Genomic DNA, 14,463 nt, shown 5'->3' on the forward strand with positions numbered 1-14,463 from the left:
CCGGCTAGCGCGGCTGCAGCGTGACCTTCCCGTCCTTCAGCGTGAGCGTGCCGCCCTGGAACTGCTGCGTGACGACGCCCGAGCGGGTGACCTCGTCGCCGAGCGGGTACCCGAGGCTTCCGTAGATGCCGCCGGCCTGCTCGTTGTAGTAGCGGTAGATCGGGCTCGAGTAGCGCATCGTCGCGGCCGCGCCGCCCTGGTCCGCCTGCACGATCATGCCGCCGGAGAACAGGCTCAGCCACGCGCTCCCCTTGCCCTGCACGGTGTAGCGGCGGGGGCTCCCCTGCTGGGCGCCGAGCTCTCCCCCGGCGCCGCCCGCGGCGAGGTACCGCTCGGAGGTGCGCTGCGGCAGGGCCGATGCCCGCCCCTGCGGGTCGACGACGATGGTGCCGTTCTGGAACTGCTGCGTCCGGGTCCCATTCGCACTCCGCACCTCGTCGGCGATCGGGAAGCCGAGCCACCCGTAGATGCCGCCCTCCTGCTCGTTGTAGCGCGCATACACCGGGCTGCCGTACGACATCGCCGCGACGGTGCCCGCTCGGTCGGAGACGATCTGCAGACCGTTCTGGAAGAGCTGCAGGGATCCACCGCCGTTCACCGCGTACGAGCGGGGGTTCGCGACGGGGTAGCCGTAGTCGCCGTAGATGCCGCCGAGCACCTCGTTGTAGTGCGTGAAGTGCTCACCGGTGAGGTAGCCCGTCTTGCCGGTCTTGCGCTCGGTCGTGACGACGCCGTTCTCGAACTGCGTGAGGTCTCCACCGCCGTTCGCGGTGTAGGACCGCTTGGGGGCGGTGACCGCGCCGAGCGGCTCGCCCGCCGCCGCGGCGGCGCGGTAGGCGGTGAACTCGGGCCCGCTCACCTCGATGACCTGGTCGCCCCGCTGCACCAGCAGGCCCTTCTGGAACTCCTGCTGCACGACGCCGGAGGAGATCGTCTGCGCGTTCTTCACCGGGTAGCCGAGGCGGCCCCGGATGCCGCCGATGGCGGAGCTGTTGTAGGCGGAGTAGATGGGGCCCGGCGCCATGAACACCGGCGTCTCGGCACCCGTCGCCTGCGCGATGAAGCCGTGCTGGAAGTTCTGCAGCTTGCCGCCCGTGTACGACTGCCACGTCGACACCGGGAAGCCCAGATCGCCGTAGATGCCGCCCACCTCGGGGCTGTTGTAGAGGTCGTACACCGGCCCGAAGATCATGCTCGTCGTGGCGTTGGACGCCGTGGACGTCGAGATGAACCCGCCCTGGAACCATTGCAGCACTCCGCCGCCGTTCGCCGCGTACTGCGCGGGCTCGCCCACGGGTGCGCCGAGCGATCCCCGGATGCCGCCCATCTGCCCGTTGTAGTGCGTGTAGATGCGCCCGAAGGGGATGCCGACGGTCTTGCCCGTGCGCATCTCGGTGGTGATGATGCCGCCCTCGAACTGCTGCAGCCAGAGGCCGCCCTGGTAACGGGTCGAGTAGAAGGCGCGCGGCGCGGTCGGGAACCCGTAGACGCTCTGACCGGCCCCGCGGGCGTTCCAGTACTTCGCGATGTCAGCGGTTACGGGGATCGACTGCGTCGGGTTGCCGAACCACGACTTGTAGAAGTTGTAGAAGTTGCGGTTGCCGTAGCTCGAGCAGGAGTCGCCGGTGCCCCAGCCCGCGTTCAGCGCGGCCTGATTCGGGCGGTACGGCGTGTAGATGTACAGCGCTGCCGTCGCCCAGTTCGAGATGTAGACGGTCGACGCCCCGCAGCCGGCGTTCGGGTGCCACTGGATGCGGTTGTTCTGGAACGGCTGGTAGTTGTAGCTGTTCGGGTTCGCTCGGTACACCTTGAGCTGCCACGCGGCGCGGTAGACCTGCTGGAAGAAGCCGGTCTGGGTGGGGTCGCAGTTCGCGCTGTTGCCCGGGCCGGAGTCGGGGCACGCGTACCCCATCGCGACGTCGAACTGCCGAACTGTGGGCCAGGTATCGGTGACGAGGCTCTGCTCCTTCTCGAGCATGATGAGCAGCACGCGCTGGCTGATGCCGCAGGCCTGGCCCACGCGGGCGATGATCTGCGCGGCGCTCTCACCGCTCCGACCCTGGTACGCGGCGCAGTAGGCGTTGGAAGCCCGACTCTGCGTGTTCATCGCGTAGTTCCGCAGACACTTCGAGGCGATCTTGGTCTCGCCCCACTTCATGCCGGCCTCGCGACCCGGATCCCCGATCGTGCAGCGGGGCACGCGCTGGTTGAGGAAGGTCTGGATCTGGCCGGCGTCGAGCGCGCCGCCGTCGTAGAAGTTCGCGTCCGAGACGATATTCCCCGGATTGAACCCGTCGGTGATGTTCGCGGCCTGCGCCGGGCTGGCGGCGAGGCCCGGCACGAGCATCGACACCGTCATGACGACGGCGGCGAACGCCCCCATCATGGCGGCTCGCGCACCGCCTCTCCTGCTGCTGCTCGAGCGCACTCAGACTCCCCCGTTGTGAAGCCTGAGCTTCGACGTATCTCTTGATGGTAAAGAATAAGCGCATCTGCGCTCGTCTGCCAGAATAGAGGTCATGGACTCTGCCCCCGTCGCCTCGAAGCGTCACGATCTCGACGTATGGGTGGTGATCCCCCTCTACAACGAGGCGTCGGTGATCGGCGGCGTACTCGCGGACCTGCTGCGCGTGTTCCCCCAGGTCGTGTGCATCGACGACGGATCGCGAGACGGCTCGGGGGCGATCGCCCGTGCCGCGGGGGCGCGCGTGGTCAATCACCCCATCAACCTCGGGCAGGGCGCCGCGCTGCAGACGGGCTTCGCGTACGCGCTCGAGCGGGGGGCCAAGTACGTCGTCACGTTCGACGCCGACGGCCAGCACCGCGTGGTCGACGCGCAGGCGATGCTGCAGCGCGCTCGCGACGAGGACCTCGCGATCGTGTTCGGATCCCGCTTCCTCGACGACCGCACGCAGGCCGGCTTCTTGAAGAAGGTCGTGCTGAAGACGGCCGTCGTCGTGACGAACTGGACCACGCGCACGCGGCTCACCGACGCGCACAACGGCCTCCGGGTGATTCGCGAGGACGCGGTGCGGGGCATCCACCTGCGGCAGGATCGCATGGCGCACGGCACCGAGATCGTCGTGCAGCTCGGCCGCACGGGCCTCCCGTACGCCGAGGAGCCCGTCGAGGTGATCTACAGCGAGTACTCGAAGGCGAAGGGCCAGTCGCTGCTCAACTCGGTCAACATCCTCATCGACCTCATCATCAGGTAGGCCACCATGTCGATCTTCCAGCTCCTGCTCATCCTCGGGATGGTCGCGCTCGCCGCGCTCGCCGTGCGCTTCCTGCCCGGGGAGCGCTCGCTCGCGTTGAAGCGCATCTTCGCCATCCTCTTCGTCTTCGCGGCCGCGCTCGCCATCCTGTTCCCGAACGCCCTCACGGCCGTCGCGAACCTGCTCGGCATCGGGCGCGGCACCGACCTGCTCCTCTACGTCTTCATCGTCGCGGTGCTCGCGTTCGCCGTTGCTGTGATCCGCGCCAAAGCCCGCAGCGATGCGCGGGTGACGCAGCTCGCGCGGGCCGTCGCGCTGATGGAGGCGCGCATCTCCGAGCGGATGGACGACTCCGGTCCGGGCGAAGGCTCCGCCTCATGACGGCTTGGCTGCCGCTCGCCCTCCCGGCGCTGGTCGCCCTCGGGATCGTCGCCGTACTCGGGCTGCCCAGCGCCTACGCGCTGCGCCTGCGCGGGGCGGCCGCCGCCGTCGTCGCCGTGCCCGCCGCCTTCGCCGTGCTGGCGCTCGCGCCCATCTTCTCGGGCGCGCTCGGCATCCCGTGGACGCTCCTCTCACCATTCGTCGTCGCGCTCATCCTCGCGCTCGTGCTGCTCGTGCTCCGCCGGTGGCTCGGCGTCCCCCGCGAGGCCGCCGCCCGTCGGCTCGCACCGTCCCAGCGGTTCTGGGTGCTCGTCGGCGCGGCCGCGATCGGCGGGATCGCGACCGCGACGATCCTCATGCTCAGCATGAAATCGGCCGATGCGATCTCGCAGACCTACGACGCGATCTTCCACCTCAACGCCACCCGACTCATCCTCGACAGCGGCAACGCCTCGCCGTTCGCGATGGATCTCGCCTCCCCCGGAGACCCGGCGTTCTACCCGACCCTGTGGCACGGATTCGTCGCCCTCGTCGCGCAGCTGAGCGGCGCCTCGATCCCACTCGCCACCAACGCGGTGCTCTTCGTCGTCTGCTGCGTGGTCTGGCCGATCGGCGCCGTCGCGCTGGGCCGCGCCCTCGCCGGCCCGTCGACGCGCGTCACGGTCGTCTCCGGCGTCGTGGCCGCCGCGTTCCCGAACTTCCCGCTCTCGCTCGCCGGCTTCGGCGTGCTGTACCCGAACCTCCTCTCGTTGGCGCTGCTGCCCTACGTGCTCGTGGCCGCCCTCCAGCTGCTCGGCCTCGGCTGGTCGCGCCGATCGCTGCCGCTGCCGATCGGCACGAGCTGGACCCTCTTCATCGGCTCCCTCGGTGCGGCGGTGCTCGCGCACCCGAACGCCGTCCACGTGCTCATCCTGTGGCTCGCCGTCCCCATCATCGCCGCGGCCGCGCGGGCGTTCCGGGGCGGCCGCATCGCCGCCGCCGACGGCTCGCTGGTGCAGCCGTCGCGGAGCCGCGCGCTGCGCGCCTCGCTCGCCGCGGTCGGGCTGGCGGCCTTCGCCGCCCTCGTCGTGCTGGCCTGGTACTTCGGCCGCACCACCACCAACCCGTGGGAGGGCGGCCACCCCTCGCCGTTCGGCGCGATCCTCGACGCCGTCGGCGCGACGCCGAAGATGGAGGGCCACAACTGGCCGGTCACGCTGCTGGTGCTGCTCGGCGCCGCACTGCTCCTCCGGCGCCGCCGCCTGCGGTGGGTGCTCGGCCTCTCGCTGGTGCTGATCGCGTTCTACGTGATCGCCGACGGCTTCCCCACCTCCGACTGGCGCACGTTCTTCCTCTCCCCCTGGTACAACGACCCGTGGCGGCTCGCCGCGCTCGTGCCGCTGGGCGCGCTGCCGCTCGCCGTGCACGGCGCCTCCGCCGCCGCGGCGGTCGCCGGCACCGCGATGCGGCGCACGGCGCGCATGTTCCCGGCGGGCGGCGAGCGGTCGCGCCACGCGTTCTGGGTGGCGTTCGCCACGCTCTTCCTGCTCGCAGCGACGCAGGGCGCGGGCGCCTTCGCGGCGGTCAACTACGTCAGCTCGAAGTACGAGTTCGACCGGTGGTCGCCGCTGCTGAGCCCCGACGAGCGCGCCATCATCGAGCGCCTCCCCCAGCACGTACCCGACGACGCGATCATCATCGACAACCCGTGGAACGGCGGGGCGCTCGCCTACGCCCTGACCGGGCTCGAGGTGCTCGTGCCGCACACGAGCGGCACGTACGATCCCGACGTCGCCGAACTCACCTCCGGCATCGACCGCGGCACGCCGGAGGCCTGCGCCGCCGCAGCCGACCTGGGCGCCGAGTTCGTGCTCGACTTCGGGCGCGAGTACGTCTTCCCGGGCACCCCGCGCGCCATCCCGTACCTCGGCATCTCCGGCGTCGAGGATTCCGCTACGCTCACCGAGGTGGATCGCGAGGGCGGAGCGGTGCTCTACCGCATCACCGGGTGCGACCTGAACTAGATATGCTCGCCGCCGACACGGCATGCGAACCGATAGGAGAGAACGTGACGATCAAGTACGGCCTGATCGGCCTCGGAATGATGGGCCGACACCACGCGCGCGTGATCCGCGAAGTCGACGGCATCGATCTCATCGCCGTCGCGGACGCGATGGGCGATCCCCACGGAGTCGCCGGCAAGACCCCCATGCACGACTCGGTGCAGGGGCTCATCGACGCCGGCGTCGAGGCGGCCGTCGTCGCCGTGCCGACGAAGTTCCACGAGGAGGTCGGGCTCGCCCTCGCCGAGGCCGGCATCCACGCGCTCATCGAGAAGCCCGTCGCGCACGCCCTCCCCGCGGCCGAGCGCCTCGTCGAGGCGTTCGAGGCCGCCGGCAGGATCGCCGCCGTCGGGCACGTCGAGCGCTTCAACCCGGCGCTCATCAGCCTGCGCGAGCGCATCGCGAACGGCGATCTCGGCGATGTCTACCAGATTCAGACGCGCCGCCAGGGGCCGTTCCCCGCCCGCATCGCCGATGTCGGGGTCGTGAAGGATCTCGGCAGCCACGACATCGACCTCACCTCCTGGCTCGCGCAGTCCCCCTACGCGACGCTGGCCGCGCAGACCACGCACCGCTCGGGCCGCGCCCACGAGGACATGGTCTCGATCACGGGCAAGCTCGAGAACGGCATCATGATCAACCACCTCGTGAACTGGCTCACGCCGTTCAAGGAGCGGCTCACCGTCGTCACCGGCGAGCACGGGGCGTTCGTCGCCGACACCATCACGGCCGATCTCACGTTCTTCGAGAACGGCACGCACGCGGGGTCGTGGGACACCGTGGCGGCGTTCCGGGGCGTGAGCGAGGGGACCGTCACCCGGTTCTCCCTCGAGAAGCGCGAACCCCTGCGCAGCGAGCACGAGGCGTTCCGCGACGCCATTCTCGGCACCCGCGCCGACGCCGTCACCCTGCGCGAGGGCACGGAGACGCTGCGCGTCGCCGAGGCCGCCATCGAGTCGGCGCGCACCGGCTCCGTCGTGAGCCTGAGGGCGGGCGCGTGAGCCGTACCGATTCGCCGATCAGCGCCGCCGCGTTCATCGGCGACGGCGTCGAGATCGGCGAGGGCGTCGCGATCGGCCCGGGCGCCGTGATCCTCGGCCCCACCGTGATCGAGGACGGGGCCTGGATCGGGGCCGGCGCGCTGATCGGCGCTCCCCCCGAGATGAGCAATCTGCCGCAGAACACGGCGTGGACGGGCGAGCTGCTGCATGCCGGCGTGCGCATCTGCGCGGGCGCAGTGATCCGCGAGGGTGCCGTGATCCACCAGGGCAGCTACCGCGAGACGACCGTCGGGCCCCGCAGCTGGGTGCTGAACCGCGCCTACCTCGCGCACGACGTGCTGCTCGGCGCCGACTCGACCGTCTCGGCCGGTGTGAGCGTCGGCGGGCACTGCGTCATCGGCGACCGCGTCAACATCGGCATGAACGCGGTCGTGCACCAGCGCCGCGTCATCGCGCACGGCGCGATGGTCGGCATGGGCACGCCGGTGGCGCGCGACGTGCCGCCGTTCTCGAAGGTGTACGGGACTCCCCCGCGCATCGCCGGGGTCAACGCCGTCGGTCTGCAGCGCGCCGGCTTCTCGGCGGAGCTCTCCGAGGCCCTGCTGCAGTCCTACCGCACGGGCGACCTCCTCGTCGAGGGAGCCCCGACGCCCGAGCTCGAGCCGCTCGCCGACGCGGTCGCCTGGTGGCGGTCGCACGGTGCGCTCGAACCCTCAGGCGTCGCCGATAGGATCGCGTTGTGAGCGATGCTTCCCTGCTGAACGACCCCGACTTCCGCGTGCCCGGCGCGAGTCGGGGGCTGTTCGACGTATTCCGGCACCGGTACCTGCTCACGCTGCTCCTGAAGAAGGGCGTCGCCACCCGGTACCACGGCTCGGTGCTCGGCTGGGTGTGGTCGTACGTGCGCCCCGGTGCGCAGTTCCTGATGTACTACCTGGTCATCGGCGTCATCCTCCAGGCCGACCACGGCATGCAGTTCTTCCCGGTGTACCTCTTCGCCGGCATCGTCGCGGTCAACCTGTTCAGCGAGACGCTCCGCAACACCACGAACGCCGTCGTCGACAACGCGTCGCTCATCAAGAAGATCTATCTGCCCCGCGAGCTCTTCCCGGTCGCCGCGACCGGCGTCGCCCTCGTGCACTTCCTGCCCCAGGCGGCCCTGCTGCTGATCGTCGCGCTGCTCTGCGGCTGGACGATCGGCTGGCTGCAGATCGTCGCATTCGTGGCGGGCACGATCATCATCGTGCTCTTCGCCCTCGGGCTCGGGCTCTTCTTCGGAGCCATCAACGTCGCCTACCGCGACGCCCGCAACTTCGTCGACCTGATCCTCATGTTCTCGACCTGGGCGTCGCCCGTGCTGTACGTGTGGAACCTCGTCTACGATCGCGCGCCGCTGTGGCTCTACCACGTCTACATGTCGAACCCGATCACCGGGGCCGTCGAGCTCTTCCACGACGCGTTCTGGCTGCCGCTCGAACCTTCGATGCCCCGCCCCGACAACTTCCTCACCTACGTGCTGATCGGGCTCGCGGTCTCGCTCGGCACGCTCGTGATCGGTCAACTCGTCTTCCGCAAGATGGAGGGGTCCTTTGCCCAGAGCCTCTGAGCCCGAAACCAGACCGGCGATCGTGCTCGACGAGGTGCGCAAGACGTTCCAGATCAAGCACACCCACTCGTTCAAGGAGACGTTCATCGCGGCGATGCGCCGCAAGCCGCTCTCCAGCTCGTTCAACGCGCTCGACGGCATCTCCTTCAGCGTCGCCGAGGGCGAATCGGTCGCCCTGCTCGGCCGCAACGGCTCGGGCAAGTCGACGACCCTGAAGCTGCTCTCGGGGGTCATGGCCCCCGATCAGGGCTGGGTGCGCACCCGCGGCCGCGTCGCCGGTCTGCTCGAAGTGGGCGCGGGGTTCCACCCCGACCTCACGGGGCGCGAGAACGTCTATCTCAATGCCGCGATCCTCGGCATGGACAAGCAGGAGACCGACGCGCGGTTCGAATCGATCCTGGAGTTCTCCGAGATCGGCAACTTCATCGACACCGAGGTCAAGCACTACTCGTCGGGCATGTACTCGCGGCTCGGCTTCTCCGTCGCCATCCACACCGAGCTCGACGTACTGCTCGTCGACGAGATCCTCTCCGTCGGCGACGCGCAGTTCCGGCAGAAGTGCACGGCGCGCATGCTCGAACTGCAGAACGCCGGCAAGACGATGTTCGTCGTGAGCCACAACGCCAGCCAGGTGCAGGAGCTCTGCGAGCGCGGCATCGTGCTCGAGCACGGGCGCATGATCTTCGACGGCCCGATCGACGAGGCGGTCGAATTCGTCAAGCCGCGCGACGACAACGAGCGCAACGCCTACCCCGTCGTCGGCGAGATCTACGACCTCTACCAGCGCGATCCGCGCCGGTGGGGGCGCCCGAAGGGGCCGCAGACCGAGGTCGCGGAGAACGGCGGCGGCGCGTACCAGGAGTTCGACCACGGCATGATCACGCACTCGAACGCCCTGGCCTCCCGGCTCGGCGACGAGCACGCGACGGTGGGCCTGGGCAACGGCGTCTTCCTCGCCGCCTACCGCAAGGCCGGCGGGCCGGCTGGGCCCTGGGGCTTCATGGCGGGTGCGCCGAAGGGCATCATCGAGAACTTCGAGACCCGCACCATGCAGTTCCAGAACGGCACTGCGGGCTTCGCGATCGAGGGAGGGTTGCGGTTCACCCGCAACTGACCGGCTCGCGCCCGGCGGCGGCGGCACCGGGCGCGACCCGCTCGCCGGGCTATCGCCACGACATCGACGGCCTCCGCGCCGTCGCGGTGCTGCTCGTCGTCGTCTACCACGTCTGGCTCGGCCGCGTCTCGGGCGGCGTCGACGCCTTCCTGATGATCTCGGCGTTCCTGCTGACCGGCGCGCTCATGCGGCGCTGGGAGTCGACCGGGCGCGTGGGCGTCGCCGGGCAGTGGATCCGCAACTTCAAGCGGATGCTGCCCGCCGCCGCGATCGTCATCGCCGCGACCGTGCTCGTCGGCATGCAGGTGCTGCCCGCCTCCACGCACGACGAGCTGTGGCGGCACGCATGGGCGTCGCTCTCGTACACCGAGAACTGGCTGCTCGCCGCCGAAGCCGCCGACTACTACGCCGACCAGTCGCAGGCGAGCCCGCTGCAGCACTTCTGGTCGCTGTCGGTGCAGGGGCAGGTCTTCATCCTCTGGCCGCTGCTGTTCCTGCTGATCGGGCTGCTCGCACGCGCCGGCCGGGGGCGGCTCCCGGTGCGCCGCATCGCGATCGCCGTCTTCGGCGGGGTGTTCGCCGCGTCGCTGACCTACTCGATCGTCGCGACCCGCACCGATCAGACGCTGGCGTACTTCGACACGGGGGCGCGACTGTGGGAGTTCGCGGCCGGATCGATCCTCGCCCTCGTCGTGCACCGCGTGCGCCTGCCCGTGATCCCGCGCGCGATCATCGGGTGGACGGGGCTCTGCGCCCTCGTCGCGTGCGGGCTCGTGCTCGACGTGCAGGGCGGGTTTCCCGGCTCCCTCGCGCTGTGGCCCGTGCTCAGCGTCGCCGCCGTCATCGTCTCGGGCAACGATGCGGATCGCCGCTTCGGCCCGGCGATGCTCCTCGAGCAGCCGCGCGTGCTCGCACTGGGGCGCAGCTCCTATGCGCTGTACCTGGTGCACTGGCCGGCGCTCGTCTGCATCCTGGTTCTGCGCGACGGGCAGCCACTCAACCTCGTCGAGGGGCTCATCGTGATCCTCGGCTCCATCATCGTCGCACGCTTGCTGACGGGCGCCGTCGACGCCCCGCTGCGCCGCCTCGACTGGGTCGAGCGCTCCCGGTGGCGCGGCCTCGGCGTCATCGCGCTCTCCGCAGCGCTCGTCGCGAGCGTCGTGGTGCCGGCCCAGGTCGCGGCGCAGCGGCAGCTCGAAGCCGAGCAGCGCGCCATCGCGGAGGCCGAGGCGCAGCGCGTCTACCGCAACCCCGGCGCCCGCGTGCTGTTCGACGACTGGACCGGCCGCGACGTGCCCGGAGCGCCCCTGCGACCCCTGCCCTCCGAACTCGACGACCAGTGGGGCACGCTGTCGCGCAACTGCGGCGACGGGAGCGTCGTCGAGATCCCGGCGACCGTTCCCGCGTGCCTCGACAACGAGGTCCCAGCCGACGAGGCCGAGCGCACCGTCGTCGTCGTCGGCGACTCGCACGCCCAGCAGATGCTCGCGCCGATCGGCGCCGTCGCCGAGCGGGAGAACTGGCGGGTGGTGTCGTTCCTCCTCGGCGCGTGCGCGTTCGGGCTCCGCGACGTCGACGAGGAGCGGGGCGGGTACTACCGTCAGGAGTGCCGGGACTGGAACGTCGACGTGATCCGCCTCATCGAGGAGATCGAGCCCGACGCCGTGGTGACGATCGGCACGCGCACCGAGGCGGCCGACGCCGAGAGCCCGCGCGACGCGGGCGAGCGCGAGACCGTACCCGAGGGGCTCGAGCGTATCGTCGAGCGGCTCGCGCGGGCCGGGATACCGACCGTGCTGATCCGCGACAACCCGCGGTTCACGTACGACGCGTACCGATGCGTCGAGGAAGCGCCGGGGCACGCCGCAGACGGCGGAGACGGCGAAGACGGCGGAGAGGCCCGAGACGCTGCAGACGCCGCAGAAGCCCGAGACGCCGGCGATGCGTGCGGCGTCGACGCGCACCAGGCCCTCGCCGCTGCCAGCCCGCTCGACGCGCTCGCATCGCCGCACGTCGCCGCGCTCGATTTCAGCCGCTACTACTGCCCGGATCGGTGCCCGGCGGTGATCGGCAACGTCGCCGTGTACATCGACAAGAACCATCTGAGCACGTTCTACCTCGGCACTCTCGAACCCGTCATCGGCCGCGAGCTCGACGGCGCGCTCGCGCGGCTCGACGCGTTCGCGGCTACCGCGGCGGCAGGGTGAGGATCTCGGCGCCCGTCTCGGTGATCGCGACCGTGTGCTCGGTGTGCGCCGTGCGGCTGCCCGTGGCGCTCCGCAGCGTCCACCCGTCGGCGTCGAAGACGAGCTTGTCGGTGTCGGCCATGACCCACGGCTCGATCGCGAGGAGCAGCCCCGGCCGCAGCCGGTAGCCGCGGCCGGCGCGGCCGTTGTTCGCGACATGCGGCTCCTGGTGCATCGTCGTCCCGATGCCGTGGCCGCCGAACTCCATGTTGATGGAGTAGCCCGCCGCTTTCAGCACCCCGCCGATCGCGTGCGAGATGTCGCCCAGGCGCCCATCGGGCCGGGCCGCGGCGATCCCCGCGCGCAGCGCCTCCTCGGTCGCCTCGATGAGCGCGACATCGGCGGGGTCGCGCCGCTCGCCGACGATGAAGCTGATCGCCGCGTCGGCCGCGATCCCGTCGACCGTGAGGGCGAGATCGAGCGTCAGCAGGTCGCCGTCGGCCAGCGCGTAGTCGTGCGGCATGCCGTGCAGCACCGCATCGTTGACGGCGGTGCACACGTAGTGCCCGAACGGGCCGTTGCCGAACGACGGAGCGTAGTCGATGTAGCACGACACTCCCCCGCCCTCGCGGATCATCTCGCCCGTCCAGCGATCGAGCTCGAGCAGGTTCGTGCCGACGCGCGCACGCTCCCTCAGGGTCTGCAGAATGGTGCCGACGAGCGCTCCGGCCCGTCGTGCGCGGCTCAACTGGTCGTCGTTCAGAATCTCGATCATCGGTATTCATGTTAGTCGCGCCGGGACGCTCCCGCCCGCGATCCGCGATTCATCCGATGAAGCTGGAGAACGTGCCCGTCGCGGGGGTACGGTAAGGGGGTGAACGAAACCTCTCGCCCCCGCCGGGGCGGCCCCGCGCGAGTCCTGACCGTCGAACGCACCGAGCGCATCAGCCCGCACCTGGTGCGCGTGCACCTCGGCGGCGACGACTTCGCGGCGTTCATGGGCGAGGCCGATCCCGCACGGCTCGCCAAGACCGACAAGTACGTGAAGCTGCTCTTCTCCAAGCCCGAGCTCGGCCTCGAACCGCCGTACGACCTCGAGGAGCTGCGCGAGCGCCTGCCGCTCGAAGATCTTCCGGTGCGGCGCACCTACACGATCCGCTCGATCGACACCGCGACCGGCACGCTCGCCATCGACTTCGTCGTGCACGGTGACGAGGGCGTCGCGGGCCCGTGGGCGGCCGCGGCGACCCCGGGTGAGCGCCTCTGCTTCTCGGGCCCCGGCGGCATGTTCGAGCCGACGATCGACGCGCAGGTGCCGCGCCTCTACCTCGGCGACGAGTCGGCGCTCCCCGCCATCGCCGCGGCCCTCGAGGCGACTCCGGCGAGCGCCACCGGGCTCGTGCTCATCGAGGTGGGCGACGCGGCCGACGAGATCGAGCTCGCGCACCCCTCCGGCCTCGAGGTGCGGTGGCTGCACCGCGGCCGTGCGGACGGCAGCGCGGCGGAGCACGGCACGGTGCTCGTCGAGGCCGTGCGCGCTCTGCCGCAGCCAGACCCGCTCCCCGAGGTCTTCGCGCACGGGGAGCGCGGCGCGATGCAGCAGCTGCGCGTGCTGCTGCACGACACCTGGGGCATCGAGCGCCGGGCGCTCTCGCTCTCCGCGTACTGGGCGCTCGGCCGCGCCGAAGACGGCTTCCAGGCGGAGAAGCGGAGCCCCGCGGGTCAGATCTTCGCTGGCGAGTGAGCTCCCGGGTTACGCCCGGTCCCCGGGCAGCCCGCGACTGATCAGCCCGCGGAAGAGCCGCCGCTTCACGCCCGCGGGCAGCAGGCGGTAGACGCCCTTCATCACCACGTTGCGCGCGTACTGCGGGGCCGATACGAACCCCATGCGCAGCAGCTCGCGCTGCAACCGCCACTCGGTGCGGGCCTCGCCCCAGCCGCCGCGCCGGGCGAACGCTCCCGCCCCCACCCGGTATCGCAGCAGCGGCTCCGCGATGTTCTCCACCCGTGCGCCGGCGTCGATGAGGCGCACGCCGAGCCAGTAGTCCTCCATCTTGCCGAACGGCTCGTAGCGGCCCACGCGGTCGAGCGCGGCGACCCGGTACATCATCGTCGGATGGTTGAACGGGTTGTGCGTGCGCGCGTGCGCACGAATGCGCTCAGCCCCGACCGGCGGGGTGCGCACCGAGACCGGGCGATCCGGATCCGACTCGAACTCCGCCATACCCGTGCCCACGAGGTCGAAGCCCGCGTCGATCAGCTCCCACTGACGGGCGAAGCGCTCGGGCACCGAGACGTCGTCGGCGTCCATGCGGGCGACCACCGGATGCCGCGCGGCATCGAGACCCCGGTTGAGCGCCTCCGCCAGCCCGAGATTCTCGGCGAGCCGCACGAGGCGCACCGGAACGGGGCTCTCGGCGACGAGGCGGTCGAGCTCGGCGGCGAGCGCGGCGGGCACCGGCCCGTCCTGCACGATCACCGCCTCCGCGGGGCGCAGCGTCTGGGCGTCGACCGAGCTCTCGAACGCGGCCCGCACGAACGCGGCGTCGTCTCCGGCGTACACCGGCAGGAGCAGGGAGAAGTCGGCGGTCGGCACGCCCCCAGCCTAGCGGCCGCGCTCAGCGCTGCGGCCCGCCGGCCCCGCTCCGCGCGCTGCGGCCCGCCGGCCCCGCGCTCCGCGTTCCGCCCACCGACCGCCGGCCCGCCGGCCCCGCCACCGGTGAGCGGTCAGTAACGTGCGCTTCAGGCCGGAATAGTGCGCCGAACTGACCGCTCACCCCGCAGAGCCGGAAGCTGCTCCGCAGAAGCACCGCTCACAGAGCTGGCGCGGAGCTCGGCGCGCACGGTTTTCCACGAATCGCGGCTCCGCTCGTCGCGCGCGCACGGGACATGTCAGGCTCGGCATATGCCCAAGCAAC

Annotated in this window: 12 protein-coding genes; 9 read left to right on the plus strand and 3 right to left on the minus strand. The window is 70.8% G+C overall.

The genetic code is table 11. The annotated features are described in order from the left end of the window. Nucleotides 1-4: 4 nt before the first annotated feature. Nucleotides 5-2,386 (minus strand): LGFP repeat-containing protein, encoded by a 2,382-nt coding sequence (locus NS354_RS04575; RefSeq protein WP_058593418.1) that lies wholly within the window; start codon nt 2,384-2,386, stop codon nt 5-7. A 133-nt stretch (nt 2,387-2,519) separates the two neighbouring features. Here NS354_RS04575 and NS354_RS04580 point away from each other — a divergent pair, with 133 nt between their 5' ends. The 8 genes from NS354_RS04580 to NS354_RS04615 all read left to right on the plus strand — a co-directional run bounded on the left by NS354_RS04580 (nt 2,520) and on the right by NS354_RS04615 (nt 11,566). After that, complete coding sequence (locus tag NS354_RS04580; RefSeq protein ID WP_058593419.1) at nt 2,520-3,215, plus strand: glycosyltransferase family 2 protein; 696 nt, start codon at nt 2,520-2,522, stop codon at nt 3,213-3,215. A gap of 6 nt (nt 3,216-3,221) precedes the next feature. Next, on the plus strand, nt 3,222-3,596 hold the full coding sequence (locus NS354_RS04585; protein WP_058593420.1) for a DUF2304 domain-containing protein: 375 nt from the start codon (nt 3,222-3,224) through the stop codon (nt 3,594-3,596). After that, the gene (locus tag NS354_RS04590) at nt 3,593-5,599 is read left to right on the plus strand and encodes a DUF6541 family protein (RefSeq protein ID WP_058593421.1); all 2,007 of its coding nucleotides are present in this window, start codon (nt 3,593-3,595) and stop codon (nt 5,597-5,599) included. Before NS354_RS04585 ends, NS354_RS04590 begins: the two co-directional genes overlap by 4 nt. A gap of 2 nt (nt 5,600-5,601) precedes the next feature. Continuing rightward, nucleotides 5,602-6,639 (plus strand): Gfo/Idh/MocA family protein, encoded by a 1,038-nt coding sequence (locus tag NS354_RS04595; protein WP_058593422.1) that lies wholly within the window; start codon nt 5,602-5,604, stop codon nt 6,637-6,639. Further along, on the plus strand, nt 6,636-7,382 hold the full coding sequence (locus tag NS354_RS04600; protein ID WP_058593423.1) for a DapH/DapD/GlmU-related protein: 747 nt from the start codon (nt 6,636-6,638) through the stop codon (nt 7,380-7,382). The genes NS354_RS04595 and NS354_RS04600 overlap by 4 nt, the downstream gene beginning before the upstream one ends. Next, on the plus strand, nt 7,379-8,245 hold the full coding sequence (locus tag NS354_RS04605) for an ABC transporter permease (protein ID WP_058593424.1): 867 nt from the start codon (nt 7,379-7,381) through the stop codon (nt 8,243-8,245). Before NS354_RS04600 ends, NS354_RS04605 begins: the two co-directional genes overlap by 4 nt. Next, complete coding sequence (locus NS354_RS04610) at nt 8,229-9,359, plus strand: ABC transporter ATP-binding protein (protein WP_058593425.1); 1,131 nt, start codon at nt 8,229-8,231, stop codon at nt 9,357-9,359. The genes NS354_RS04605 and NS354_RS04610 overlap by 17 nt, the downstream gene beginning before the upstream one ends. A 62-nt stretch (nt 9,360-9,421) precedes the next feature. Continuing rightward, nucleotides 9,422-11,566, plus strand: coding sequence for an acyltransferase family protein (locus NS354_RS04615; protein ID WP_275934812.1), 2,145 nt, complete (start codon nt 9,422-9,424; stop codon nt 11,564-11,566). Here NS354_RS04615 and map read toward each other — a convergent pair. Continuing rightward, nucleotides 11,547-12,320, minus strand: coding sequence for a type I methionyl aminopeptidase (gene map, locus NS354_RS04620; protein ID WP_010154933.1), 774 nt, complete (start codon nt 12,318-12,320; stop codon nt 11,547-11,549). The genes NS354_RS04615 and map overlap by 20 nt on opposite strands. Before the next feature lie 99 nt (nt 12,321-12,419). On the opposite strand from map, the gene NS354_RS04625 reads away from it, so the two are divergent. Then, nucleotides 12,420-13,289, plus strand: a complete 870-nt coding sequence (locus NS354_RS04625; RefSeq protein WP_058593427.1) for a siderophore-interacting protein — start codon at nt 12,420-12,422, stop codon at nt 13,287-13,289. 9 nt (nt 13,290-13,298) lie between these two features. Here NS354_RS04625 and NS354_RS04630 read toward each other — a convergent pair whose 3' ends face one another. Then, on the minus strand, nt 13,299-14,141 hold the full coding sequence (locus tag NS354_RS04630; RefSeq protein WP_058593428.1) for a glycosyltransferase: 843 nt from the start codon (nt 14,139-14,141) through the stop codon (nt 13,299-13,301). Nucleotides 14,142-14,463: the final 322 nt, after the last annotated feature.

This window comes from Leucobacter chromiiresistens (assembly GCF_001477055.1).
In the GTDB taxonomy this organism is placed as follows: domain Bacteria; phylum Actinomycetota; class Actinomycetes; order Actinomycetales; family Microbacteriaceae; genus Leucobacter; species Leucobacter chromiiresistens_A.

Coding starts and splice junctions, on each gene's coding strand:
- NS354_RS04575 (WP_058593418.1), bottom strand. CDS start 2,386: ATGATGGGGGCGTTCGCCGCCGTCGTCATGACGGTGTCGATGCTCGTG.
- NS354_RS04580 (WP_058593419.1), top strand. CDS start 2,520: ATGGACTCTGCCCCCGTCGCCTCGAAGCGTCACGATCTCGACGTATGG.
- NS354_RS04585 (WP_058593420.1), top strand. CDS start 3,222: ATGTCGATCTTCCAGCTCCTGCTCATCCTCGGGATGGTCGCGCTCGCC.
- NS354_RS04590 (WP_058593421.1), top strand. CDS start 3,593: ATGACGGCTTGGCTGCCGCTCGCCCTCCCGGCGCTGGTCGCCCTCGGG.
- NS354_RS04595 (WP_058593422.1), top strand. CDS start 5,602: ATGCTCGCCGCCGACACGGCATGCGAACCGATAGGAGAGAACGTGACG.
- map (WP_010154933.1), bottom strand. CDS start 12,320: ATGATCGAGATTCTGAACGACGACCAGTTGAGCCGCGCACGACGGGCC.